23 protein-coding genes and 1 pseudogene are annotated in these 21,719 nt (G+C 60.4%); 6 read left to right on the top strand and 18 right to left on the bottom strand.

Annotated features, from left to right (window positions below):
* The first annotated feature begins 19 nt into the window (after positions 1–19).
* Positions 20–979 carry an amino acid ABC transporter permease gene (locus ACR52_RS09360; protein ID WP_048723306.1) on the top strand — a complete coding sequence of 320 codons (960 nt, stop codon included), beginning with the start codon at positions 20–22 and terminating at the stop codon, positions 977–979.
* Positions 972–1,706 (top strand): amino acid ABC transporter ATP-binding protein, encoded by a 735-nt coding sequence (locus tag ACR52_RS09355; protein ID WP_048723305.1) that lies wholly within the window; start codon positions 972–974, stop codon positions 1,704–1,706. Before ACR52_RS09360 ends, ACR52_RS09355 begins: the two co-directional genes overlap by 8 nt.
* A gap of 184 nt (positions 1,707–1,890) precedes the next feature.
* On the opposite strand, the gene ACR52_RS09350 is transcribed toward ACR52_RS09355, so the two are convergent.
* The 12 genes and pseudogenes from ACR52_RS09350 to ubiE all read right to left on the bottom strand — a co-directional run bounded on the left by ACR52_RS09350 (position 1,891) and on the right by ubiE (position 12,100).
* Positions 1,891–3,798 (bottom strand): methyl-accepting chemotaxis protein, encoded by a 1,908-nt coding sequence (locus tag ACR52_RS09350; RefSeq protein ID WP_048723303.1) that lies wholly within the window; start codon positions 3,796–3,798, stop codon positions 1,891–1,893.
* A 143-nt stretch (positions 3,799–3,941) separates the two neighbouring features.
* The gene (locus ACR52_RS31700) at positions 3,942–4,655 is read right to left on the bottom strand and encodes a methyl-accepting chemotaxis protein (protein ID WP_408003334.1); all 714 of its coding nucleotides are present in this window, start codon (positions 4,653–4,655) and stop codon (positions 3,942–3,944) included.
* Between the two features lie 144 nt (positions 4,656–4,799).
* Positions 4,800–5,768, bottom strand: a pseudogene (locus tag ACR52_RS31695) (methyl-accepting chemotaxis protein); the annotation flags it as partial.
* Positions 5,769–6,107: 339 nt separating this feature from the next.
* Positions 6,108–6,815 (bottom strand): 16S rRNA (uracil(1498)-N(3))-methyltransferase, encoded by a 708-nt coding sequence (locus ACR52_RS09340; RefSeq protein ID WP_048723298.1) that lies wholly within the window; start codon positions 6,813–6,815, stop codon positions 6,108–6,110.
* Entirely contained in the window at positions 6,812–7,603 is a 792-nt protein-coding gene (gene tatC / locus ACR52_RS09335) for a twin-arginine translocase subunit TatC (protein WP_048723297.1), read from the bottom strand. The genes ACR52_RS09340 and tatC overlap by 4 nt, the downstream gene beginning before the upstream one ends.
* A complete protein-coding gene (tatB, locus tag ACR52_RS09330; RefSeq protein WP_048723295.1) occupies positions 7,600–8,022 on the bottom strand; it encodes a Sec-independent protein translocase protein TatB in 423 nt (140 codons plus the stop codon). The genes tatC and tatB overlap by 4 nt, the downstream gene beginning before the upstream one ends.
* Positions 8,023–8,032: 10 nt before the next feature.
* The gene (locus tag ACR52_RS09325; RefSeq protein ID WP_048723294.1) at positions 8,033–8,311 is read right to left on the bottom strand and encodes a twin-arginine translocase TatA/TatE family subunit; all 279 of its coding nucleotides are present in this window, start codon (positions 8,309–8,311) and stop codon (positions 8,033–8,035) included.
* A gap of 25 nt (positions 8,312–8,336) precedes the next feature.
* A complete protein-coding gene (locus tag ACR52_RS09320) occupies positions 8,337–8,669 on the bottom strand; it encodes a phosphoribosyl-ATP diphosphatase (protein WP_048723292.1) in 333 nt (110 codons plus the stop codon).
* A gap of 2 nt (positions 8,670–8,671) precedes the next feature.
* On the bottom strand, positions 8,672–9,064 hold the full coding sequence (gene hisI / locus ACR52_RS09315) for a phosphoribosyl-AMP cyclohydrolase (RefSeq protein ID WP_048723290.1): 393 nt from the start codon (positions 9,062–9,064) through the stop codon (positions 8,672–8,674).
* Between the two features lie 41 nt (positions 9,065–9,105).
* On the bottom strand, positions 9,106–10,710 hold the full coding sequence (ubiB, locus tag ACR52_RS09310) for a ubiquinone biosynthesis regulatory protein kinase UbiB (RefSeq protein ID WP_048723288.1): 1,605 nt from the start codon (positions 10,708–10,710) through the stop codon (positions 9,106–9,108).
* Complete coding sequence (locus ACR52_RS09305; protein WP_048723286.1) at positions 10,707–11,330, bottom strand: ubiquinone biosynthesis accessory factor UbiJ; 624 nt, start codon at positions 11,328–11,330, stop codon at positions 10,707–10,709. Before ACR52_RS09305 ends, ubiB begins: the two co-directional genes overlap by 4 nt.
* A complete protein-coding gene (gene ubiE / locus ACR52_RS09300) occupies positions 11,330–12,100 on the bottom strand; it encodes a bifunctional demethylmenaquinone methyltransferase/2-methoxy-6-polyprenyl-1,4-benzoquinol methylase UbiE (protein ID WP_003171186.1) in 771 nt (256 codons plus the stop codon). Before ubiE ends, ACR52_RS09305 begins: the two co-directional genes overlap by 1 nt.
* A gap of 144 nt (positions 12,101–12,244) precedes the next feature.
* Here ubiE and ACR52_RS09295 point away from each other — a divergent pair, with 144 nt between their 5' ends.
* From ACR52_RS09295 to ACR52_RS09285, 3 genes are all read left to right on the top strand, one after another.
* Positions 12,245–12,520 (top strand): polyhydroxyalkanoic acid system family protein, encoded by a 276-nt coding sequence (locus tag ACR52_RS09295; RefSeq protein WP_048723281.1) that lies wholly within the window; start codon positions 12,245–12,247, stop codon positions 12,518–12,520.
* A gap of 105 nt (positions 12,521–12,625) precedes the next feature.
* The gene (locus tag ACR52_RS09290) at positions 12,626–13,048 is read left to right on the top strand and encodes a phasin family protein (RefSeq protein ID WP_048723279.1); all 423 of its coding nucleotides are present in this window, start codon (positions 12,626–12,628) and stop codon (positions 13,046–13,048) included.
* 12 nt (positions 13,049–13,060) lie between these two features.
* Positions 13,061–14,002: a phasin family protein gene (locus ACR52_RS09285; protein ID WP_048723278.1), complete on the top strand. Its 942-nt coding sequence runs from the start codon at positions 13,061–13,063 to the stop codon at positions 14,000–14,002.
* Positions 14,003–14,089: 87 nt separating this feature from the next.
* Here the strand turns inward: ACR52_RS09285 and ACR52_RS09280 are convergent, their stop codons facing one another.
* The 6 genes from ACR52_RS09280 to ACR52_RS09255 form a co-directional block, all read right to left on the bottom strand.
* On the bottom strand, positions 14,090–14,617 hold the full coding sequence (locus ACR52_RS09280) for a fimbrial protein (protein ID WP_048723276.1): 528 nt from the start codon (positions 14,615–14,617) through the stop codon (positions 14,090–14,092).
* 18 nt (positions 14,618–14,635) lie between these two features.
* Entirely contained in the window at positions 14,636–15,595 is a 960-nt protein-coding gene (locus ACR52_RS09275) for a fimbrial protein (protein WP_048723274.1), read from the bottom strand.
* 78 nt (positions 15,596–15,673) lie between these two features.
* Complete coding sequence (locus ACR52_RS09270; protein ID WP_048723272.1) at positions 15,674–18,286, bottom strand: fimbria/pilus outer membrane usher protein; 2,613 nt, start codon at positions 18,284–18,286, stop codon at positions 15,674–15,676.
* A gap of 144 nt (positions 18,287–18,430) precedes the next feature.
* Positions 18,431–19,198 carry a fimbrial biogenesis chaperone gene (locus ACR52_RS09265; protein ID WP_048723269.1) on the bottom strand — a complete coding sequence of 256 codons (768 nt, stop codon included), beginning with the start codon at positions 19,196–19,198 and terminating at the stop codon, positions 18,431–18,433.
* Between the two features lie 7 nt (positions 19,199–19,205).
* A complete protein-coding gene (locus ACR52_RS09260; RefSeq protein ID WP_048723267.1) occupies positions 19,206–19,982 on the bottom strand; it encodes a fimbrial biogenesis chaperone in 777 nt (258 codons plus the stop codon).
* Positions 19,983–20,073: 91 nt separating this feature from the next.
* Positions 20,074–20,652, bottom strand: a complete 579-nt coding sequence (locus ACR52_RS09255) for a fimbrial protein (RefSeq protein ID WP_048723265.1) — start codon at positions 20,650–20,652, stop codon at positions 20,074–20,076.
* A 401-nt stretch (positions 20,653–21,053) separates the two neighbouring features.
* Here ACR52_RS09255 and ACR52_RS09250 point away from each other — a divergent pair, with 401 nt between their 5' ends.
* Complete coding sequence (locus tag ACR52_RS09250; RefSeq protein WP_048723443.1) at positions 21,054–21,716, top strand: response regulator transcription factor; 663 nt, start codon at positions 21,054–21,056, stop codon at positions 21,714–21,716.
* Positions 21,717–21,719: the final 3 nt, after the last annotated feature.

Below are 21,719 nucleotides of genomic sequence, written 5' to 3'. Positions count from 1 at the left end.
ATCAATCCCGGAACTCGCAATGAAACAGAAAAAAGCCCAATGGCCCTGGCACCTGCTGACCATGGTCGTGCTGGTCGGTCTGGCTGGCGCCTTGTACTACGCCACTTCGTTGATGTCCTACGAATGGCGCTGGAACCGCGTGCCGCAGTACTTCGCCTACGAAGCCGAAACGTCCCAGCGTGCGGCGGATATTTCCACTGTCGTTGAGCTGGTGCGCAAAGGCGATGTGGCCGAAGTTACCCTGCGCAACGACTCGGGCGTCGAGCAAACGCTGAGCGTGGCTGGCAACAGCCTGCAAGTGGCACGCGGTGACGATGTGGCCGAAGGCGATGTAGTCGGCGTGACCCGCCATTGGGCGCTGGGGCCGCTGATGTGGGGGTTGTGGACCACGCTGTGGCTGTCGGTGGTGTCGGGGATTCTCGGCTTGGCGATTGGCCTGGCCACGGGTTTGTGTCGGCTGTCCAGCAACCCGACCTTGCGCGATCTGTCGACGATCTACGTCGAACTGGTGCGCGGTACGCCGCTGTTGGTGCAGATCTTCATTTTCTATTTCTTTATTGGCACGGTGCTCAACCTGTCCCGGGAATTTGCCGGGATCGCGGCACTGTCGCTGTTCACCGGTGCCTATGTGGCGGAAATCGTCCGCGCCGGCGTGCAGTCCATCACCCGTGGTCAAAACGAAGCCGCGCGTTCACTGGGCCTGAGTGCCAGCCAGTCGATGCGCCATGTGGTATTGCCGCAAGCGTTCAAACGCGTGCTGCCACCGCTGGCCGGGCAATTTATCAGCCTGGTGAAAGACACTTCGCTGGTGTCGGTGATCGCCATTACCGAATTGCTCAAGAGCGGCCGCGAAGTGATCACCACCTCGTTTTCGCCATTTGAAATCCTGTTCTGTGTCGCAGGCCTGTACCTGCTGATCAACCTGCCGCTGTCGAAAATGGCCAGCCGGCTTGAGCGGAGGCTCGCGCAAAGTGATTGAAGTCCGCGATCTGGTAAAAGTCTTCGACACCCGTGGGCACGTGGTGCGCGCGGTGGACCACGTCACCACCCAGGTGGCCAAGGGCGAAGTGTTGGTGGTGATCGGCCCGTCCGGTTCCGGCAAGTCGACCTTCCTGCGCTGCCTCAACGGCCTGGAAGAGTTCGACTCGGGCTCCGTGAGCATCGACGGCCTGCAACTGGCCGACCCGAAAACCGATGTGAACGCCTATCGCCGTGAAGTCGGCATGGTGTTCCAGCACTTCAATCTGTTCCCCCATATGACCGTGCTGGAAAACCTCTGCCTGGCGCAAAAAGTCGTGCGCAAGCGTGGCAAAAAGGATCGCGAAGCCAAGGCCATGGCGCTGCTGGAAAAGGTCGGCATTGCGCAGAAGGCTAACGAGTTCCCGTCACGTTTATCCGGCGGCCAGCAGCAGCGCGTGGCGATTGCCCGTGCGCTGGCGATGGAGCCCAAGGTGATGTTGTTCGATGAGCCCACCTCGGCCCTCGACCCGGAAATGGTCGGCGAAGTGCTGGATGTGATGAAGACCCTGGCCCTGGAAGGCATGACCATGGTCTGTGTCACCCACGAAATGGGCTTTGCCCGTGAGGTGGCCGACCGGGTGCTGTTCTTCGACCACGGCAAGCTGCTCGAAGACGCCGCCCCGGCCGAATTCTTCGCTGCGCCCAAAGACCCTCGGGCCCAGGCGTTCCTGCGCCAGGTCCTGTAATAAAAGCACTTATTGTGGCGAGCGAGCTTGCTCGCGCTGGGGCGTGTAGCGGCCCTGAAACCTGCCAACAGCGCGCTGTCTGGAAAGTCGCGGTGAGCTTATTGGGGCTGCTTCGCAGCCCAGCGCGAGCAAGCTCGCTCGCCACAAAAAAACGCTGTGGCCACAAAGGCGCGTGCTGTGAGCCTCAGAGTCGGAACCTGCCGACCAGCGTCTGCAAATCCATGCTCAACCTCATCAATTGAACGCTCGCCGCCGCCGTTTCTTCACTGGCGGCCGCGGTGTGTTCCGACACATCCCGCACCTTCAACACACTGCGATTGATCTCCTCGGCCACCGCGCTTTGCTGCTCGGCGGCGGCGGCGATCTGCGGGTTCATTTCCTGGATGATCGACACCGTCCGGGCAATGGCCGCCAGTGCGTCACCGGCATCGCGGGTCAGGCCGACGCTGTTGTCGGTGAGGCTGCGGCTGCTGTCCATGATGTCCGCCACTTGCTGGGTGCCGGCATGCAGGCCGAGGATCAGCCCTTCGATTTCTTCCGCGGAGTCCTGGGTGCGTTGGGCCAGGCTGCGGACCTCGTCGGCCACCACGGCAAACCCTTCGCCAGCGCTGCCCGCGCGAGCCGCTTCGATGGCGGCATTCAACGCCAGCAGGTTCGTCTGCTGGGACACTGACTTGATCACGTCCAGCACGCTGCCGATCTTCTGGCTCTCCTGCTGCAACGTGAGCATCGCCCGGCTGGAGAGGGCCATTTCGCTGGCCAGATAGCCGATCTGTTCAATGGCCTGCGCGACGACCTTGTCACCGGCGCTGGCTTGTTTATTCGCCTCATTGGCCGCGAGCGACGCGTGTTCGGCATGCCGGGCGACTTCGTGGGCCGTGGCGAGCATTTCGTTCATGGCGGTGGCGACCTGGTCGGTTTCGTGTTTCTGCCGGTTGACCCCGGCGCGCGTCTGTTCGGTCACGGTCGATAGCTGCCCGGCCGCACTGGCGATCTGCCGGGCGCTGTCACCAATGCCGCTGATCAGGCTGCGCAGGTTGCGGGTCATCAGTTGCATGCTTTGTTGCAATTGGCCCACCTCATCCCGGCGCTCCACCTCGGCGCCGGGGCTGAGATCACCCCCGGCGATACGGTTGGCGACGGACAGCACCTGGCGCAACGGCACGGCAATCTGCCGGGCGATCCACCAAGCGGCCAGTGAGCCGAGCAGCAGTGCGGTGAGCGTGACGCTGACGAGCAGCGTACGGGTGTGATCCGCCTCGCGGTCGCGCTTGAAAATCTGACCCTGGCTGACCCGGTCGCTGTGCTCCAGCAACTGGTTGAGCTGTTGTTCAAAGTGGTTCTGCGCGGTTTCGGTGGTGACTTGAGCGTCCTTGAGTTTTATCAGCTGCACCCGGTAGCTCGCCAGTTCGGCTTTGAGCCGTGATGCATCCACGGGCAGGCTCGTGACGGCGGCCTGAGCGATGTCCATGGCGTCGAGGGTCTGGCCGACCGCTTCGGCATAGGCTTGCAGCGACTCGGCAGCCCAGGCGGGGCTCTGGGTGCGATCCTCGGCGTGCTCCATGGCCTGACGCAGGTTGTCGATGGCGTCGAGGGCTTTCGGGTCGCGCTGGTCAGGCAGTTCGAGGGCCAGTTGATCGAGAATGTCGTTGGCCTGGAGGGCAATGCTCCTGAGCGGAGGTCGGGTGTTTTCCCGTTGTTCGATCAGCGGAGGCAAGTCCACGAGTGCTCTTTTGAAACTCGCCACCTGCTGTTCCGCGTCCTGAATGCGTTGCACGTCGGCCGGGTCCACAAGGTGATCCGAAAGGTAGCGCAGGTGCTGGTCGATTTTCTCGATCTGCGTGGCCATGTTGCCCAGGCTGGCACGGTCCGTCAGGGTTCGGTAAACGATACGTTCCGCGCGCATCGCTTCAGCGGCGGCCGTCAGTTGCCCCAGCACCGTCAAATTGTTCGAACGGAACAGCGCAGTATTCAGGGCTTGCCAGCCGGTCACGGCGATGATGATGCTGAGGACCAGTACTTGGCCGAAACCCAGCACGAGCTTCATACGGACGCTGGCGTTGACCAGCAAGCGGGTCAGCCGAGAAAACATGGTGAGCCTCCACAGTCGAGAGAGCACTTCGCAATCAAGGAAACGCTATATCGATTCGGAGAGAGTGCGGGCTGATAACTGTGTAGGAAATTTCACAAGTTGCCGAAGTGCGGCGGCCTCGATTGGCCGCCGCGAAGGGCGGGTCAGATGCGGAAGCGCCCCACCAGGGTCTGCAAGTAGATGCCCAAGCGTGCGAGTTCGGCGCTGGACGCGGCGGTTTCTTCACTGGCGGCAGAGGTTTGTTCAGACACATCACGCACGTTCAGCACGCTGCGGTTTATCTCTTCGGCCACTGCGCTCTGTTGTTCGGCGGCGGTGGCGATCTGCGAGTTCATCGCCTGGATGGTCGAGACCGTGCGGGTGATATTGCCCAGCGCGTTGCCGACCCGGCGGGTCAGCTCGACGCTGCTGTCGGTCAGCCCACGGCTGTTGTCCATGATGGTCGCTACCTGCTGGGTGCCGCTTTGCAGGCCAACGATCAACTCTTCGATCTCTTCGGTGGACTTCTGGGTGCGCTGGGCCAGGCTGCGCACCTCGTCGGCAACCACCGCGAAACCGCGCCCGGCTTCACCGGCACGTGCGGCTTCAATGGCGGCGTTCAGGGCCAGCAGGTTGGTTTGCTGGGCCACGGATTTGATCACGTCGAGCACGCTGCCGATCTTATCGCTTTCGCGCTTGAGATGACCCATGGCTTCGGTCGAGTTGCCGACCTCAGCGGCCAGGCGCTCGATCTGTGCGATGGCTTCACCCACTACCTTGTCGCCTTCGCGGGCCTGCTGGTCAGCGGCCACGGCAGCTTCCGAGGCTTCCTCGGCATTGCGCGCCACTTCCTGCACGGTCGCGGCCATCTCGTTCATGGCGGTGGCCACTTGGTCGGTCTCGACCTTCTGGCTGTTGACCCCGGCGCTGGTCTGTTCGGTCACGGCCGACAGTTGCTCGGCGGCGCTGGCGATCTGGGTGACGCCTTCGCTGATGCCACCGATCAACTCGCGCAGGCCGACGGTCATGCTTTGCATGGCGCGTTGCAGCTGGCCCAGCTCGTCCTGGCGCTCGGACTTCAGGTTGTGGCTCAGGTCGCCCGAGGCGACGCGTTCAGCCACTTGGAGGGTCTGGTTCAGCGGGATGATGATTTGACGGGTGATGGCCCAGGCGGCGACCAGGCCAAAGATCAGCGCCAGCACGGTGGACAGCAGCAACAATTGTTTGGCGTGTGCGGTGTCGGTATCGCGCACCACGGTTTGGGAGGTGGTGAGTTTGTCGGCGTTGCCGAGCAGTATGTCGCCTTGGGCAATCATGGCCTTGAGCGCTGCTGCGCTGGCGACCTGGGAGTCCCGGTACTGGCTGACGGCGGCGCGGTAGGCTTGCAGCGACACGCCGGCCTGCTGCAGGTTGGCCTGGTACTGCTCCGGCAATTGGCCTTGCAGTTCGGTGATTCTCTTCAGGGCATTGTCGATGGCATCGAGGGCGGGTTTTTCGGCTTCGACCTTGCCGCTGTAGGTGTAGCCGCGCACCTGGAAGCGCGACTGCTGGATCAGCTTGCTCAGGTCGACCACGCTGTTGAACTGGGTGACGCTGTCACCTTGCAGCAGGGATTTCTCGACTTCGCCCACCTTGAGCACCGCATTGTCGGCGGTATCACCCAGCTTGCTGCGGGCGTTTTCGCGGTTGGCGCCGGCTTGAACCATGTCGTTGAACGCGCGTTTGTATTGGTCTACCGCCGCAAGCTGCTCGTCGATCAGGGTGACGTCAGCCGGTTGTTCGATAAGCGTACGGGCAGTCTTGAGGCCATTGTCCAGCTGCGTCAGCAGGTCGTTGACGGCGCTCGGGCCTTGTTCTCCACGGCGCATTTCATAGTCCAGGCGCGCCAGGCGCAGGTCTTTGGTCAGCCCGTTGAGGCTGGAGATATACCCCAACTTGTCACCGCGACTGATCACATCGCCCAGGCCGGTCCAGCCGGTGAAGGTGATCATTAACGTCAGGAACAACACCAGGCCAAAGCCTACGGCCAGTTTGGTTTTGACGCTGACATTCCCCAGCTTTTCGGCTAACCAACGATACATGCTGCGAACTCCCCTGGAGCAAGGCTTGAACTTATTCCGGGGTTATCGGCTGTCAAAGAAATATCTGAAGGAAATGCAAACTTTGTGGCGAGCGGGCTTGCCCCGCGTTGGGGGGCGAAGCCGCCCCAATAAACTCACCACGTTGCTTCAGGCAGAATCGCGGCGTTTGGTTTGGGGGCCGCTTCGCAGCCCAACGCGGGGCAAGCCCGCTCGCCACAGAAAGGTCCTTCAGCCAGCAAGGTTGGTCGGCTAGAAAAGACGGGCGAGCAGGGCGGTGACGGCGGTTTCGACGCGCAGGATGCGTGCGCCGAGTTGTACCGGCTGCAAGCCGGCTTTGGCCAGCAGGTCAACTTCGTAAGGGATCCAGCCGCCTTCCGGACCAATAGCCAGGGTGACCGGTTCATCCAGCCCGCGCGGGCAGGGTGGGTAATCGCCGGGGTGGCCGATTAGGCCCAGGGTGCCTGCGGTCATGGCCGGCAGGCGATCTTCTACGAACGGCTTGAAACGTTTTTCGATGACGATCTCCGGAAGCACGGTGTCCCGCGCCTGTTCGAGGCCGAGGATCAACTGCTCGCGAATCGCCTCGGGTTCCAGGAACGGGGTTTGCCAGAAGCTCTTTTCCACCCGGTAGCTGTTGACCAGCACCACTTTTGGCACGCCCATGGCCGCCACGGTCTGCAACACGCGGCGCAGCATTTTCGGGCGCGGCAGGGCCAGCAACAGGGTCAGCGGCAGTTTGGCTGGGGGCGGCTGGTCGAAGCTGACCTGCAGCTCGGCCTCGCTGGCTTCCAGGCGCAGTAGTTGCGCGCTGCCCATCAGCCCGCCAATGCACCCCACGCGCAGGCTGTCGCCTACGGCGGCGCGGTGGACTTCCTGCATATGCACCAGCCGCCGATCACGCAAGATCACCCGGTCGGCCGCGATAAAGTCAGCCTCTTCAAGCAACAGCAGGTTCACGGCTGGGTCGCTGGCGGCTGTTCGTCGTCGGCGGGTTGGTCATCCGGGTGCTCGCCACGCTTGCTGATCAGGCCGCTGAACAGGATGCCGACCTCGAACAGCATCCACATCGGCACGGCCAGCAGGGTCTGGGAGAAGATGTCCGGCGGGGTCAGGATCATACCGACCACAAAGCAGCCGATGATCACGTACGGTCGGATCTTCTTCAGGTACTGAACGTTGACCACGCCGATCCACACCAGCAGCACCACGGCCACGGGAATTTCGAAGGCCACGCCAAAGGCGAAGAACAGTGTCATCACGAAGTCGAGGTAGCTGGTGATGTCGGTCATCATTTCCACGCCGGCCGGGGTGGCGGCGGCGAAAAACTTGAAGATCAGCGGGAACACCAGGAAGTAGGCGAAGGCCATGCCGGTGTAAAAAAGCAGGATGCTCGACACTAACAACGGTACGGCGATGCGCTTCTCATGCTTGTACAGGCCAGGCGCGATAAAGCCCCAGATCTGATGCAGGATCACCGGGATCGCCAGGAACAGCGAGACCATCATCGTCAGCTTCAATGGCGTCAGGAACGGCGACGACACGTCGGTGGCGATCATCGTCGCGCCTACCGGCAGGTACTGGCGCAAGGGCGTTGAGACGAAGGTGTAGATCTGCTGGGTAAAGGCGAACAGCCCGGCAAAGATCACGAAGATCGCCGCCACGCAACGCAGCAGGCGGGTACGCAGCTCGGTGAGGTGCGAGACCAGCGGCATATGCTGGTCGTTTTCCGGTTTATCAGCGCTCATGGGGCTCGCGGCGGCAATGTAGGGTCATGGGGAGCGGGCGACGCAACGGGCGCCGGCGCTGGCTCTGTCGGGGTGGGCACGGTAGGCGCAGGGGTGACGGGTGTGGCGTCGGCCACGGGCGTCGGCGCGATGCTGTGCTCGGCCACAGGTTCCACCGGTTTGGCCGGTTCCTGCACCGGGCTCAGAATCTTCCGCGCTTCCTGCTCCAACGATAAAATATGCTCGTTGTGCAGTTGTCGGCGGATCTCGTCGGCGCCGATTTCCCGTTCAACTTCCTGTTTGATGGCGTTGAAACTGCGCTTCAGGCGCCCGATCCACAGGCCGGCCGTGCGTGCGGCACCGGGCAGGCGTTCCGGCCCCAGTACCAGCAAGGCCACGAGGCCGACGAGGAGCAGTTCAGAGAAGCTGATACCAAACATTATTCAGTGCTCACGAGTCTTTGCGGATCGGCTCTTCGACTTTCTCAGCCTGCACGTCGAAGGTGCGACGCTCGGTGATCGGCTGGGCGGCCTGCGGGTGCACAGGCTGGGCCGGCGGTACTGGGTTGGCAGCAGGGTCAGCGGGTTTTTCGTCATCGTTCATGGCTTTACGGAAACCCTTGATCGACTCGCCCACGTCGGTGCCGAGGTTTTTGAGTTTCTTGGTGCCGAACACCAAAACCACCACCACCAGAATGACGATCCAGTGTTTCCAGTCAAAAATGCCCATGCTGCAAATCCTCAGTAATAGTTATTCAGGCGGACGGGCGCGAGGCCTTTTCGGCATGCCCGGACAAGCCGAAGCGACGGTCCAGTTCATCCAGCACAGCCTGTGGGTGCTGCCCCAGTTGGGCGAGCATTACCATGCTATGGAACCACAAGTCGGCGGTTTCGTAGATTACATCGCTGTAATCGCCGCTGATTTCGGCATCCTTGGCCGCGATGATGGTCTCGACGGATTCTTCGCCGAGTTTTTCAAGGATCTTGTTCAGGCCCTTGTGGTACAGGCTGGCGACGTAGGAGCTGTCGGCGTCCGCACCTTTGCGGTCTTCCAGCACCTGGGCCACGCGGTTCAGGGTATCGCTCATGTTCAGTGTCCTGCCGAGTAAATGGCGTGCGGGTCTTTGAGCACCGGCTCCACAACCTTCCATTCGCCGTTTTCGAATACGCGATAGAAGCAGCTGTGACGGCCGGTGTGGCAGGCGATATCGCCGATCTGCTCGACCTTGAGGATCACCACATCGGCGTCACAGTCGATGCGCATTTCGTGCAGGTTTTGCACGTGCCCCGACTCTTCGCCCTTGCGCCACAGTTTGCCACGCGAACGTGACCAGTAAATGGCGCGCTGCTCAGTGGCGGTGAGGCTCAGGGCCTCGCGGTTCATCCAGGCCATCATCAGCACGCGCCCGGTCTTGTAGTCCTGGGCAATGGCCGGCACCAGGCCGTCACTGTCCCACTTGATCTCGTCCAGCCAGTCTTTCATCTTCGGCTCCGGCAATTTGCGACAGTGTATAACCGGATTGGCTATCGACGCACGATCAGATAGATACCCACGGCGACCATGATGCCTGCCGGCCAGTGGCCCAGTTGATTCAGCGGCCCACCGATGGCCAGCATCACGCCGCCGACCAGATGCGCGGCGCCTAACAGACGCAGGAACCAGTCATCCTTGCGTTTCTGCCACGGCGGTGCGGGGTCCTTGGCGTGCGGTTGCGACATCCTCTCGAGCAAATCGCGGGTCATGTTGGCCAGGTGCGGCAGCTGTTCCACCTGGCTTTGCAGGTTGCCGAACAGCGTTTTCGGGCTGACACGCTCACGCATCCAGCGTTCGAGGAACGGCTGCGCGGTGTTCCACAGGTCGAGGTCCGGGTACAGCTGACGGCCAAGGCCTTCGATGTTGAGCAGGGTTTTCTGCAACAGCACCAGTTGCGGCTGCACTTCCATATTGAAGCGCCGCGCGGTCTGGAACAGACGCATCAGCACCTGGCCGAAGGAAATATCTTTTAACGGTTTTTCAAAGATTGGCTCGCACACGGTGCGGATCGCGGCTTCGAATTCGTTGAGCTTGGTTTCCGCCGGCACCCAGCCCGAATCGATGTGCAACTGCGCCACGCGGCGGTAGTCGCGCTTGAAGAAGGCGAACAGGTTGCGCGCCAGGTAATCCTGGTCTTGCGGGGTCAGGCTACCGACGATGCCGCAGTCGATCGCAATGTACTGCGGGCTCCACGGGTTGACGGTGCTGACGAAGATGTTGCCCGGGTGCATGTCGGCGTGGAAGAAGCTGTCGCGGAACACCTGGGTGAAGAAGATCTCCACGCCGCGCTCGGCGAGCATTTTCATGTCGGTGCGCTGATCGGCCAGGGTCGCAAGGTCGGTGACCTGCACGCCGTAGATGCGCTCCATCACCAGCACTTTCGGCCGGCACCAGTCCCAGTAAACCTGCGGCACGTACAGCAGAGGCGAGCCTTCGAAATTGCGTTTGAGCTGGCTGGCGTTGGCCGCTTCGCGCAGCAGGTCGAGTTCGTCGTAGATAGTTTTTTCGTAGTCGGCGACCACGTCCACCGGGTGCAGCAGGCGCGCGTCGGCGGAGAAGCGCTCGGCGGCGCGGGCGAGAATGAACAGCCACGCAAGGTCCTGGCCGATGATCGGCTTGAGGCCCGGACGGATCACCTTCACCACCACTTCTTCGCCGGTCTTCAACTGCGCCGCGTGCACTTGCGCCACGGAGGCGGAGGCTAGTGGTTCGACGTCGAAGCGGCTGAATACCTCGCTGATCTTTTTGCCCAGCTGCTCTTCGATCAGCTTCATCGACTGCTGGGAATCAAACGGCGGCACGCGGTCCTGCAGCAGCATCAACTCGTCGGCGATGTCTTCCGGCAACAGGTCGCGACGGGTGGAGAGGATCTGCCCGAACTTGATAAAGATCGGCCCCAGGTCTTGCAAGGCCATGCGCAGGCGCGCGCCACGGCTCAGCTCCAGCGGTTTGCGCGGGAACCAGCGCCACGGCAGCACATAGCGCACCGCCAGTAGGAACCACGGCAAGGGCAGGGCGAACAGCAGGTCATCGAGGCGATAGCGGATTACGACGCGCTGGATACGAAACAAACGGCGGACGGCGAGAAGCTTCATGCGTTATCGCTTGGATCAAGGGAACGGCTCAGGCGCTCGAAGCGCGCCTCAAGGCGTTCCAGGTCGATTTTGGCCTTGTCGAGTTCGCGAAAGCGCGCTTGCGCTTCTCGTTCTCCGACTAGGGTGCGCGATTCTTCGCTCAGGTATTCGGCGAGGTTCTGGTTGAGGCTGGCGAACCCTTGCTGGTACCAGCGCGTGCGGCTGCGCAGGTGCCCGCTGATCAACTGGGTGGCGACGGGGCCGATCCAGCGGGACAGCTCGTATTCCCAGTCCAGTTCCAGGTCTTGCAGCACGGCGGCCAGGTCCATCAGCACTGCGCTGTCGCCTTCCAGGTGCACTTCAGGGCCGTGGAGGATGGCGGTCTTGTTGCGGCTCAACGCCAGGTGCAACAGGCTCGATGCCGGCGCGCGCAGGGTGCAGTCGGCGTCGGCGGCCCATTGACTGGCGAGCAGCAGGCCTTCATCGCTGGGCAGGATAAACAGCTGCAAGGCGGGGCTGGTGCAGTCCACGGCGATGACTTTGCCGTTCAGGTGCGCGAGCCGCGCCAGGGCGGTGCTGTCCAGGCGCAGCACACGGTTGAGGCCGTGTTCGACGCTGGCGAGAAGACCTGCGAACAGCATCAGGGCTTGATGCCGCGATGCAGGGCGACGATGCCTGAAGTCATGTTGTGGTAGGTCACGCGGTCAAAACCGGCTTCCACCATCATCGACTTCAGGGTTTCCTGGTCGGGATGCATGCGGATCGATTCGGCCAGGTAGCGGTAGCTTTCGGCGTCATTGGTGATCAGCTTGCCCATCAGCGGCATGAAGGCGAACGAGTAGGTGTCGTAGACCTTGGACATCAGCGCGTTGGTCGGCTTGGAGAACTCCAGCACCAACAGGCGGCCACCCGGCTTGAGCACGCGCAGCATCGAGCGGATCGCGTCTTCTTTATGGGTGACGTTGCGCAGGCCGAAGGCGATGGTCACGCAGTCGAAATGGTTGTCGGGGAACGGCAGCTTTTCAGCGTCGGCCTGGACGAATTCGATATTGCCGGCCACGCCTTTGTCGAGCAGGCGATCGCGGCCGACCTTGAGCATCGAGCCGTTGATGTCTGCCAATACAACCTGGCCGGTAGGGCCGACGAGTTTGGAGAACTTGGCCGCGAGGTCGCCCGTACCGCCGGCGATGTCCAGCACGCGGTTGCCGGTGCGTACGCCCGACAACTCGATGGTAAAGCGCTTCCACAGGCGGTGCATGCCGCCGGAGAGCACGTCGTTCATCAGGTCGTACTTGGCGGCTACGGAGTGGAACACCTCAGCGACTTTTTCCGCTTTCTGGCTTTCCGGGACGTTCTTGAAGCCGAAGTGAGTGGTGGGTTCGGCATCGCTGCCTTTGCGCTGATCAGTCATATCGCTGTCACCAAAAGAGAATGCGAGACATGATAATCCCCAAGGCCTGCTTTGTCTTGGCAAGGCTGAAGGTAAGATACGCGGTCACCGAGACCTTTTGCCGCAGTGCGGGTCTTCAAGTCGCTATAAAGAGGAGTCATTGCAATGGCCCGTATTACCGTTGAACGTGCACATTCCCTGGGTAAAGAAGGGGCACGGGAGAAGGCAGACAAGTTGGCGCAAAAACTTAAAGAGCAATATGGCCTGGAGCCTTCGTGGTCCGGCGACACCTTGAACCTCAAGCGGTCAGGGGTTAAAGGTACGGTGTTAGTGGCGGATGCTTCGCTGCGCATCGATGTTGAATTGGGCCTGTTGATGTCGGCCATGAGTGGCACGATCAAGTCCGAAATCGAGAAGGCCCTGGATAAGGCGCTGGCTTGATCCGACAGTTCTTAGGGTGCCGATTCTAATTTTTCAACCTACTTTGTGCCCAAGCCCTCAACTCCTGCGGGCCGTTCCTCCCCCCTTTTTTGCGTGAGGTGCACCATGGCCAAAGTTATCTTGAAGAAAAAAATCGACACCCAGACCACCGCCCTGAGTGACGTTAAAACCTACGCCCGCAAGATCTGGCTGGCAGGTCTTGGTGCCTACGCCAAGGTCGGAAGCGAGGGCGGCGAGTACTTCAAAGCGCTGGTTAAGAGCGGTCAACATGTTGAAAGTAAAGGCAAAAAAGTTGCCATTGAACAACTTGATGCTGCCAACAGTCAGATTGACCAAGTAAAGAGTAATGTCTCCTCCGTCAAAGGTCTGGTAGAAGTTCAGCTGGATAAAGTTGAAAAAGCTTTTGACACGCGTGTTGCAAGTGCCTTGAATCGAATCGGCATTGCGTCTAAACATGACGTGGAGACACTCTCTGCTAAGCTCGAAGAGCTGACGGCATTGCTCGAACGTGTCGCGCGTAAACACTAAGGAGACATCGGGATGGCTGTTAAAAAGACTACTCAGAAAGAAGGCAGCTCGTGGGTCGGGGAAGTTGAAAAATATTCCCGTAAGATCTGGCTTGCTGGTTTAGGCGTGTACTCGAAGGTTAGCAGTGACGGCGGTAAATACTTCGAGACTTTGGTCAAGGACGGCGAGAAGGCCGAGAAGTTGACCAAAAGCACGGTTGGTAAAAAAGTTGAAGCGGCCAAGGCAACTGCCGGTTCCGCCAAGTCGACTATTTCTGACACCTGGGGCAAGTTGGAAGAGACTTTCGACAAACGCCTCAACAGTGCCATTGCGCGACTGGGCGTGCCTAGCAAAGCTGAATTGAAGACGCTGCACAGCAAGGTCGATACCCTGACCAAGCAAATCGAAAAACTCACCGGCGCCAAAGTCGCTCCGGCGAAGGCCGCAGCTGCCAAGCCTGTCGCCAAGCCTGCTGCTAAAACCGCTGCCGCCAAACCGGCTGCGAAAACTGCCGCCAAGCCACTGGTGAAAGCGGCTGCCAAACCTGCTGCCAAGGCTCCAGCCAAAGCCGTCGCTAAACCGGCTGCCAAGCCCGCGGCGAAAACCGCAGCTGCCAAACCGGCCGCCAAGCCTGCCGCTAAACCCGTGGCGGCTAAAACCGCCGCCAAACCTGCGGCTAAACCTGCAGCCAAGGCAGTCGCGAAACCAGCAGCGAAACCCGCTGCCAAGCCCGCGGCCAAAACCGCTGCCGCGAAGCCCGCTGCCAAGCCAGCCGCTGCGAAACCTGCAGCCAAGCCAGCCGCTGCGAAAAAGCCCGCTGTAGCGAAGAAACCAGCAGCGCCAAAGCCAGCCATTGCCGCCAAGCCTGCCACCCCGGCGCCTGCAGTTTCGAGCGCCAACTCGGTCTCCGCGCCAACGCCTGCTGCTGCCCCGACTGCAACGCCTGCGACCCCGGCGCCATCCAGTCAGTCCTGATTTTCCGGGACGTACAAAAAATGCCCGGCCTGCAAAGGTCGGGCATTTTTTTGCGCGATCACAACCTGGGCGCTGCCCAAGGGCCTGTCAGTTGTAAGTGATCGAAACGGTGACAGCGCTGGCCAGGGTGCCTTGGGTGATCGCGGCGCCGGTCTTATGGTACGACGCTCGAAGCGGTATCACCGCCCTGTTGCTACTCGTCGCAATCGTACGACTGCGCTGGGCAGCGGTGCCGTTAGCAGGGATGGTATAAAGGGTGGGCGCCCGGTGTAGCAGCCAAAGGGCAGTGCCGCCCGATGTACCTGTGTTGGCAAACAGCGCGGCATTCCCTGCGGACGGTGGGCCGGTGAACAGGAAAATTACGTTGCGAAGGTCCGATTCGCAGTCGGCAGAGATGTCGAAATCGAACGATCCGGCGCTGGGGCTCGCACCAAAGTCTGAAATCTTGATGGGCGGTAGTGTGATTGTGCGATTCAAGTCGCCGGCGGCCAGGTTACACGTGCCGGCGTTGACCACACCGGCAAAGCGCAGGGTACCCGTGGTAGCGGCCTGCACCGCATTGGCGGCCAGGCTCGCCGTGATTGCCAGCAGTATCGGCAGGGTTCGGATGCTCATTCAATGATCCTCAAGGTTTCAGTTGTAGGTAATGTTGACCGTTGCGGTGCTGACTAACGTGCCTTGGGTGACCGTGCCAGTTCTGTGATAGGCAGCGCCGAGTGGCAGGACTGCACGGTTGCCGGAAACAACCAGCGTGCGCGTGTGGCTGGTGTTGTTCGCGCCAATGTTCTGGTTAGCCCCGTTGATGCGTGAATACAGCCACAGACCGACATTGCCGGCAGTGCCCGTATTGGCGAAGAGCACGGCGTTTCCTGCGGCGGGTGTACCGGAAAAACGGTAGGTGACGTTCGTAGCACCGGTGCAATTGGCCGTCAGCTCGAAATTGTATGCGCCTGCGGAGACGGCGTTTCTTAAGTCACCGACGCGTATCGGAGGGAGTGTAATGGTGCGGTTGACGTCACCTGCCGCGAGGTCGCACGTGGTGGCGGGGCTGACGAAGCGTATCGGGCTGGTGATGCTCAGCCGAAAGGTACCCACGGGGGGGCCGGCATTCCGCATGGTGGATTGCCAGATGATTGCGGCAGGCACTGTCCCGCCTGTAATCGGCCCGATTTTGTAGAAGACCGCTTCCGCATTCGTGTAGATGGGATGCCTTCCGGCGAATAGAGTGGCTTGAACAGTCTGGAACGCATAGAAACTGGTCCCTGGGCGGGCGTCGGTGATGGTTATACGAATGCCAACGCCTGGCGCTTCGGTGCGATAGGCATACGGGTAGGTCGTTTCCTGCATCCCGCTGTAACGCCCGTAAAGCGATATCAGGGTGGGGGTGTCGCAATTCATGTAACGGGCAGGAACAACGTTGCTGAAGGGCCGGCGGATGATTTCAGCTCCCACAGGAAGGCTGTCGGGTACGGTGATAACGGCCGGCAGAGTGAGGCCATGTTCTGAGTTCATGTAAGTGTCGCACGCGGCTTGAGCTGCGATGGGCACCCCAAATACCAGCAGTGCGGAAATGAATCTAATAGAGTGCTTCATCATGAGTCCCATACGGAAATAGGGCGTTTGTAGGCAAGGAATGCGGCGTGCCCGACCGGACAGCGCCGCATCAACCCCTTAGATAGGCGAACTGCGCTCGTCGGATGGCGGCACTGCCTCTGCCGCAATGGGTGCGTCGGCCTGACAAGTACCTGCGTTCAGATGCCGCAAGCGGTTGGCGCCATCGGCATCCGGTTGTGCGCTTGAGTCGTAGTGGAACCGGCAGGTAGCGTTAGTAGTTGAGCCCCACTTCACGGTGAGTTGCCCCTGTGGGTGAGACACGCGGACAAACGCTTTACCGCCCTGGCCAACTATCCCGACGCTCGCGCCGTCCTCATCGAATACATCCGAACCGAATGGCAGCAGGCTGCCGTCCTCGCGCAGCGCCGTAATCAACAGGGCCTGGCCGCTGACCGTCTCAAATTGCAGCTTCACCACCGAACCCGCGCGCGGCGCCACATTTTGCGAAGCCGTCTTGAGCTCCACGTCGACGGACAAGTCCTTGGGGTCCAACTCGACGACGTTTTGTCGATAAGGGGTGAGGTGTGGCACCACGGCATAGCCACTCTTGCCGACTTGTGCACTGTGGTTGCCATTGATTCGCGCGCCCTCGGCTTCGGGTGCCTGGACGATGCCGAGGGTATCGCCCAGCTCCGGGGCGAAGGTCACGCCGCCGGCGTGAGCGACAATACCTCCCGTCACGCCAAATGAAGCTGAGCGGTAGTCGTTGCTCTGTCCATAACCGGCAGACAGCACGGCATGGTTTGCCTGGTATTTCACGTCCGCACTCGTTGAATTACCGCTGCCGTGCGCCCGGCTGGCCCCCAGGCCGTAGCTGAACTCATTGCGCTCGCCGAGGCTGCCGCCCAACGTGACGCGCTCGCCGCTGCTTTGATCGCCGCGGTACGCCATGGTGGTCAGGGTCGGCGAGCGTGCGTCGCTGCCCAGCGGCAGGCTCAAGGTAAAGTCAACTTGCTTGTCGACCCGGTCACTCAGCAGGTCACGGGTACGCTGTGCGCTGACGGTGTAGTGAAGCCCCTTCCAACTGTTGCTGTAACCCGCGGTGAAGGTCAGGTTGCCATTTGTACGGTTCCAGTAATTCTGCCGGGAGCCGGTCAGGTACATCGAGCCTTTACCCAGGCTCTGGTTGAGGCTGATGTCCATCCTGTCGCGCACGCGCGATACGTTGTCCAGGCTCAGACCGTCGATGGCGAGGTCGCGAACGCGCGCGGCATCGCCCACATTCAGGAACCCTTCGGTGGAGTAACGGTACGCCCCCAGGGCAAAGTGGGTGCCGGTGTCCGCGAAGTTCTTGCTGTAGCGCACCTGCACGCTTTGCCCCTCACGTGTACCGTGACCCGGCAACTGGGCGTTCGAGTGGGTCAGGTCAAAAGATAACGCACCGAGTGGGGTATTGAACGCCGTGCCCAGCAACTGCGACTGGTAGTCGTCGCCGACCACCGCGCCGGTGTACCCGGTCAGCAGGTTGTTCAGGCCGTGCTGGTAAGTTGCCTGCATCAGCGTGGGTGGATGCCGCAGGCCAATTTCATCCAGTTGGCCAATGCTCAACGAGTAGCGGCTGTAGCCGGGACGCAGCAGGTTGGCGTTGGCGGCGAACGGTACGATGAACTCACGCTGGCGACCATCGGCCTCGGTGACCGTGACGGTCAGGTCACCGCCGTAGCCGGTGGGGAACAAATCGTTGAGAACGAAAGGGCCAGGGGCCACCGACACTTCATCCAATAGCACGCCGCGCTGACGCACGGTGACACGTGCGTTGGTCTCTGCGAAGCCTCGCACAACCGGCGCAAAACCGGTCTGGGAGTCGGGCAACATCCGGTCGTCGCTGAACAGGCTTGCGCCGCGCAGGCGCACGCTGTCGAACAGTTCGCCAGGGGTGTAGATCTCGCCCACCATCAACTGTGACTGCAGCTTGCTCAGTTCGCGCTGCACATAGGTGGCGCTGCTTTGATAGCCGGACCCTGAAGTGGATTGGCTGTAGCTGCCATTGTGGCGCCAGTGCCAGTCACCCAGATTGAGCCCGGTGTTGAGGCCCAGGTAGTTGGAGCCGAGCGAGCGACCATTGGCCTGGGTAGCAAAGGTATTGGCGTTGTAGCGCACAAAGGCGGCATCGATTCCTCCGTCCCAATGCTGCGGGTCGACATAGCCGCGCACCTTGCGCGCCAGGTAAATCTGCGGAACCTGCAAGTCCAGGCGGTTTTCGCCTGGGTCAAACTGGCTGTTTGCGCCTGGCAAGTAGCCTGCAATATCGGCGCAATTGTCGAATGCAGACGAGGGTGTTTCACCGGCTTCAGCGGACTGCTGTTCGACAGTGTCCAGGTCGATGCCAAACCTGAGTAGCGCGTCACGCTCCAGGCACAGCTGCGCTGCCTTTTGGCCATTGACCGCGACGAAGGTCAAGGTTTCGCGCCCGATCCACTGGCCGTTGAGGTGGACGTCAGTGCGGTAGCTGCCGGGCAGTACGACGTTACCCTGGCTGAATTTTGAAATATCGACCTGCAGGCCGGCCGCTCTATCCGGAAAGAAAGCCGGGTTGAACTCGACCTGCTCGGCACTGTGGGCGCCCATGGCATAGGCACCACTCACCAGCAGCAGGCTACGTACCATCGGTTTCAAGCGATGACGTGGCAGGGACCCGCTACTTACCCTGGCTCGCGTGTTCAAACTCATGTTTACCATTCTCACAAAAAGGGTACTGTCCGAATTTCGGCATAGAGAGTCCCTGCCCTGAAAAAAGGGCATCGACCGAAGGTGTGTGGTGCGGCGCTGGCTGGATGCCGGAAAGCTACGGTGGACGGCAGAGTGTCCGGGCTGTCATGGGGAAACCTTGGCGCTGTGAGGAACCTTTACGCCAAAGTCGTCGAGCGCCTGGAACTCTATGGTTACCGGGGTGTTCAGCGGTGTTTCGAGGCGGGGAAACTCAAAGCGGTTGCGACCGCCTGGGGGCACCATATTCTCAGCGCCTGAGGCCGCCGGTTCGCGGACATGACGCTGCCCTGCCGCCAGCACGTCGATCTGCTCGAACGTCACGTGATACGGGGTCGGGTTGTGGACTTCCAGTGCCAGGCCCTGCTCGGTCGAGACGCGCCGCCAGTTCAGTTTTCCAGGCGCGGCCTCGACGCTGTAGGGAAGGCTCTGCGGGCGGAAAAACAACTTGATCCGGGAGCGGAATGCGAGTTGCAACTGGTTGCCCTGTTGGGCGTCCTGCGACTGTGAGGGCACCTCCAGCAAGTTGAACCAGAACAGGCTTTCCTGCGTTGACGGCAAGGTTTCGCCCGTAAAGGCCAGGCGCACTACCTGTTGTTTTCCCGGCTCCATGCGAAAGATCGGCGGCGTGACGACGAAGGGTATGCCTGCCAGATCCGGCGTCGAGTGTTCATCGCCGTCGTCCAGCCACGTCTGGACCAGCACCGGTGTCTGGTTTTTGCTTTCAAGCCTGACCGTCACCTCCTTGTCGTTTTGCGGGTAGACAATTCGAGTGCTGTTGATAACAACGCTCGCCTGTACGGAGACGGCGCCAAACAGCGCAAACATCATTGCCATGAGCCTGGCGGGCAGGTGTGAACTGGACGTCGAATTCATGCAAGGGTCATCCTGCGGATGAAGGGGTAAGGCCTGCCGAATGGCGCACGCGGGCACCAAAGTCGCTGACCGTGGTGAATTCGATTTTGCTCTCGCCGTTGGGGCGATTGCGCAGCAGGGGTAACACAAACAGTTTCACGCCACCGGCCGGCATCAGCAGGCTGTCGTCGGCGGCTTTGTTTGGTGCTTTGCTGAACCGTTTGCTGTCGCTCAGCAAGTCGATCGAGGCGAGGGATATGTGATACGGCGTGGGGTTGCTGGCTTGCAGGGCGAAGCCTTGTTCGTGGGCCACCAGTTTCCATTGCAGTTTTGCCGGGGCGTCGCCGACAGGGTAGGGCAGTGCCTGGGGTCGTAGAAATACGCGCAAGCGGGTGCGGAACGATAACTCGATCTGGTTTTGTTGCGCGGCATCGGTAGAGAGCGGTGGTACTTCCAGAACGTTCAGCCAGAACAGGCTTTCGCGGTCGGTGGGTAATGGTTCGCCGGAATAGCGCAAGCGCAAGGCTTGTTGCTGGTGAGGCTCAATCCGAAAGATCGGAGGCGAAAGGGTGAACGGTGTTTGCGCCGTGGCAGGTGTCGATTGCCGGTCGCCAGTATCCAACCAGGTTTGCACCAGCGCGGGACGGGGGCCCTTATTCTCCAGGCGCACCGTAACCTCCTGCTGTTGAGCAGGGTAGATCACGCGCGTGCCATGAATAATCACGCCTGCATGGGAGGGAAGCGTCGGCAGTGATAAAAATCCGCAAGCGCAGATGGCAAGCGCCAGGCGGGCCATTCTTTTCATAGTCAGAGGGTCTCTTCTCATCAGGAGGGACCTGCGCAGCTAGCGCAGGTCCGTAGCATGCAAGGCTTGACGGTGCAGGCCTGCGGCTCCCTTACTCGGCGTACTCGACTAGAAAGCCGACACGAGTCCTGACCGTACCTTCGGTAGCGGGCGCGCTGGCGTACATTTGCGCGGCCAGGGGGATGACGGCCTGGTTGTCGACAATCACCACGCCTTCGGATTTTTCGGTGTAGACGTTAATCGGGGTGCCACCGCGGTTAGTCACTTCGACCTGTACGTTTTTGGCGTTAGTGGTGTCGGTCGGGTCATCGTAGCCGTCGATGTTCAAGCGTCCGGTTGCTACATCAATGGCCGGGCTGGTCGGGTCAAAGGCAACCATTGCGGTGCGACCGTTGGTGCAACTGCCCTCGCCTGGCGAGCCAATGCGAATGGTGAAGCCGGTCAGGTTGGCGCGTTTACCCGCAGTGTCCAGGCGCGCGGCGGAAACACCGCCCAGGTTAACGTCCTTGACCACGGCGCCAGTGCCCGGCGCTGAACCTTCGATCGTGCAGGTCACGTCGGTCACCAGGCCGCTGAAATTGATGGTGCCATCGTTGGCGTACGCAGAGTGCGATACAGCGGCGGTCAAGGCCAGAGCGGCCGCTATCTTGGATAGAGCGTTGACTTTCATGGTAATCCCAGTGGTGATTTATCGGTGTGGCCCGCCGCAGGTAAAGCGCTGTGCCTGTCTTTTATTTCGAATTCGTCTCGATTGGCGGGCAGCCTTATAGTGGTCTTTTAACGTGAAGAGCATCTATAGAGCGCCAGCGAGTTTTGTCTCGTGATTGTTCGAAAGATTTGTTTTTAAGTGTGGGTGGTTCTAGTTGCATGGCGGAGTTTCTGTAGGAAGGTTCTTATTGCGCGTGGATTTTTCCGTAGGATAGTTCTGAAGAATTACAGCTTATTGTTCTTCTGTATTGATCCATGTGTAAGGCTGGGTATACCGTGATCGCAACAGTAGGGGTTGTTGGTTCGTTGTATAACTTATTCGGGTTTTCTATGCCTGCTTCAACTTCCAATTTACATACTGTCATGCTGTTAGATGACCATGAAATGGTCCGGCAGGGGCTCGAGTTGGGTTTGAGCCAAGAGTCCGACCTCACTGTAATCGGCTCCTTCGGGACGGGAGCACAATTGCTGGAAGCGCTTGCCCGGCGGCCGGCGGATGTGGTGGTAATGGACTTTGTACTGGCGCCCTCTGACAGTGACGGCCTCAACTTGCTCCAGTCGCTGAATAGACGTTTCAGTCAGTGCAGGCCCTTGGTTGTGTGTTCGCACTACACGCCTGCGACCGTCTCATTGTCCTTGAAGGCCGGATGTTGGGGGATCCTTGGGAAAACCCAAAACATGACTGAATTGATTGCGGCGATTCGAACGGTCGCCCAAGGACGGATCTACTTGCAACCTTGTATGGTGCCGGCACTGCAAGGTATGCAATCAATACTTGATGCCACAAATGTAAAGTCGAAAATGGACTTTTCGAGTCCTTTGCAGTTGAACGCCTGCCTCACACCCAAGGAGCAAGAAGTGTTGCGTTGTTTTCTGGATGGGATGTCAGTGAATTCAATTGCGGCAAAATTTTCGCGCAGTGCAAGTACCATTAGTACGCAAAAACAATCGGCTTATCGAAAACTGGGCATAAGGAGCGATAGCGAACTGTTCAAGTTCACTCACCAATTTGGCGAGCCTGGCTGACCC

It is taken from the genome of Pseudomonas fildesensis (assembly GCF_001050345.1).
Taxonomy (GTDB): domain Bacteria; phylum Pseudomonadota; class Gammaproteobacteria; order Pseudomonadales; family Pseudomonadaceae; genus Aquipseudomonas; species Aquipseudomonas fildesensis.
Note: the sequence above shows the minus strand (reverse complement) of the source record. Positions and strands in the feature narration are given on the sequence as shown.

Bases quoted from the DNA above. Each gene is read 5' to 3' on its own strand.
- ACR52_RS09360 (WP_048723306.1), top strand. From the start codon at position 20: ATGAAACAGAAAAAAGCCCAATGGCCCTGGCACCTGCTGACCATGGTC.
- ACR52_RS09350 (WP_048723303.1), bottom strand. From the start codon at position 3,798: ATGTTTTCTCGGCTGACCCGCTTGCTGGTCAACGCCAGCGTCCGTATG.
- ACR52_RS31700 (WP_408003334.1), bottom strand. From the start codon at position 4,655: ATGAACGAGATGGCCGCGACCGTGCAGGAAGTGGCGCGCAATGCCGAG.
- tatC (WP_048723297.1), bottom strand. From the start codon at position 7,603: ATGAGCGCTGATAAACCGGAAAACGACCAGCATATGCCGCTGGTCTCG.
- tatB (WP_048723295.1), bottom strand. From the start codon at position 8,022: ATGTTTGGTATCAGCTTCTCTGAACTGCTCCTCGTCGGCCTCGTGGCC.
- ACR52_RS09325 (WP_048723294.1), bottom strand. From the start codon at position 8,311: ATGGGCATTTTTGACTGGAAACACTGGATCGTCATTCTGGTGGTGGTG.
- ACR52_RS09320 (WP_048723292.1), bottom strand. From the start codon at position 8,669: ATGAGCGATACCCTGAACCGCGTGGCCCAGGTGCTGGAAGACCGCAAA.
- hisI (WP_048723290.1), bottom strand. From the start codon at position 9,064: ATGAAAGACTGGCTGGACGAGATCAAGTGGGACAGTGACGGCCTGGTG.
- ubiB (WP_048723288.1), bottom strand. From the start codon at position 10,710: ATGAAGCTTCTCGCCGTCCGCCGTTTGTTTCGTATCCAGCGCGTCGTA.
- ACR52_RS09305 (WP_048723286.1), bottom strand. From the start codon at position 11,330: ATGCTGTTCGCAGGTCTTCTCGCCAGCGTCGAACACGGCCTCAACCGT.
- ubiE (WP_003171186.1), bottom strand. From the start codon at position 12,100: ATGACTGATCAGCGCAAAGGCAGCGATGCCGAACCCACCACTCACTTC.
- ACR52_RS09295 (WP_048723281.1), top strand. From the start codon at position 12,245: ATGGCCCGTATTACCGTTGAACGTGCACATTCCCTGGGTAAAGAAGGG.
- ACR52_RS09290 (WP_048723279.1), top strand. From the start codon at position 12,626: ATGGCCAAAGTTATCTTGAAGAAAAAAATCGACACCCAGACCACCGCC.
- ACR52_RS09285 (WP_048723278.1), top strand. From the start codon at position 13,061: ATGGCTGTTAAAAAGACTACTCAGAAAGAAGGCAGCTCGTGGGTCGGG.
- ACR52_RS09280 (WP_048723276.1), bottom strand. From the start codon at position 14,617: ATGAGCATCCGAACCCTGCCGATACTGCTGGCAATCACGGCGAGCCTG.
- ACR52_RS09275 (WP_048723274.1), bottom strand. From the start codon at position 15,595: ATGAAGCACTCTATTAGATTCATTTCCGCACTGCTGGTATTTGGGGTG.
- ACR52_RS09270 (WP_048723272.1), bottom strand. From the start codon at position 18,286: ATGAGTTTGAACACGCGAGCCAGGGTAAGTAGCGGGTCCCTGCCACGT.
- ACR52_RS09265 (WP_048723269.1), bottom strand. From the start codon at position 19,198: ATGAATTCGACGTCCAGTTCACACCTGCCCGCCAGGCTCATGGCAATG.
- ACR52_RS09260 (WP_048723267.1), bottom strand. From the start codon at position 19,982: ATGAAAAGAATGGCCCGCCTGGCGCTTGCCATCTGCGCTTGCGGATTT.
- ACR52_RS09255 (WP_048723265.1), bottom strand. From the start codon at position 20,652: ATGAAAGTCAACGCTCTATCCAAGATAGCGGCCGCTCTGGCCTTGACC.
- ACR52_RS09250 (WP_048723443.1), top strand. From the start codon at position 21,054: ATGCTGTTAGATGACCATGAAATGGTCCGGCAGGGGCTCGAGTTGGGT.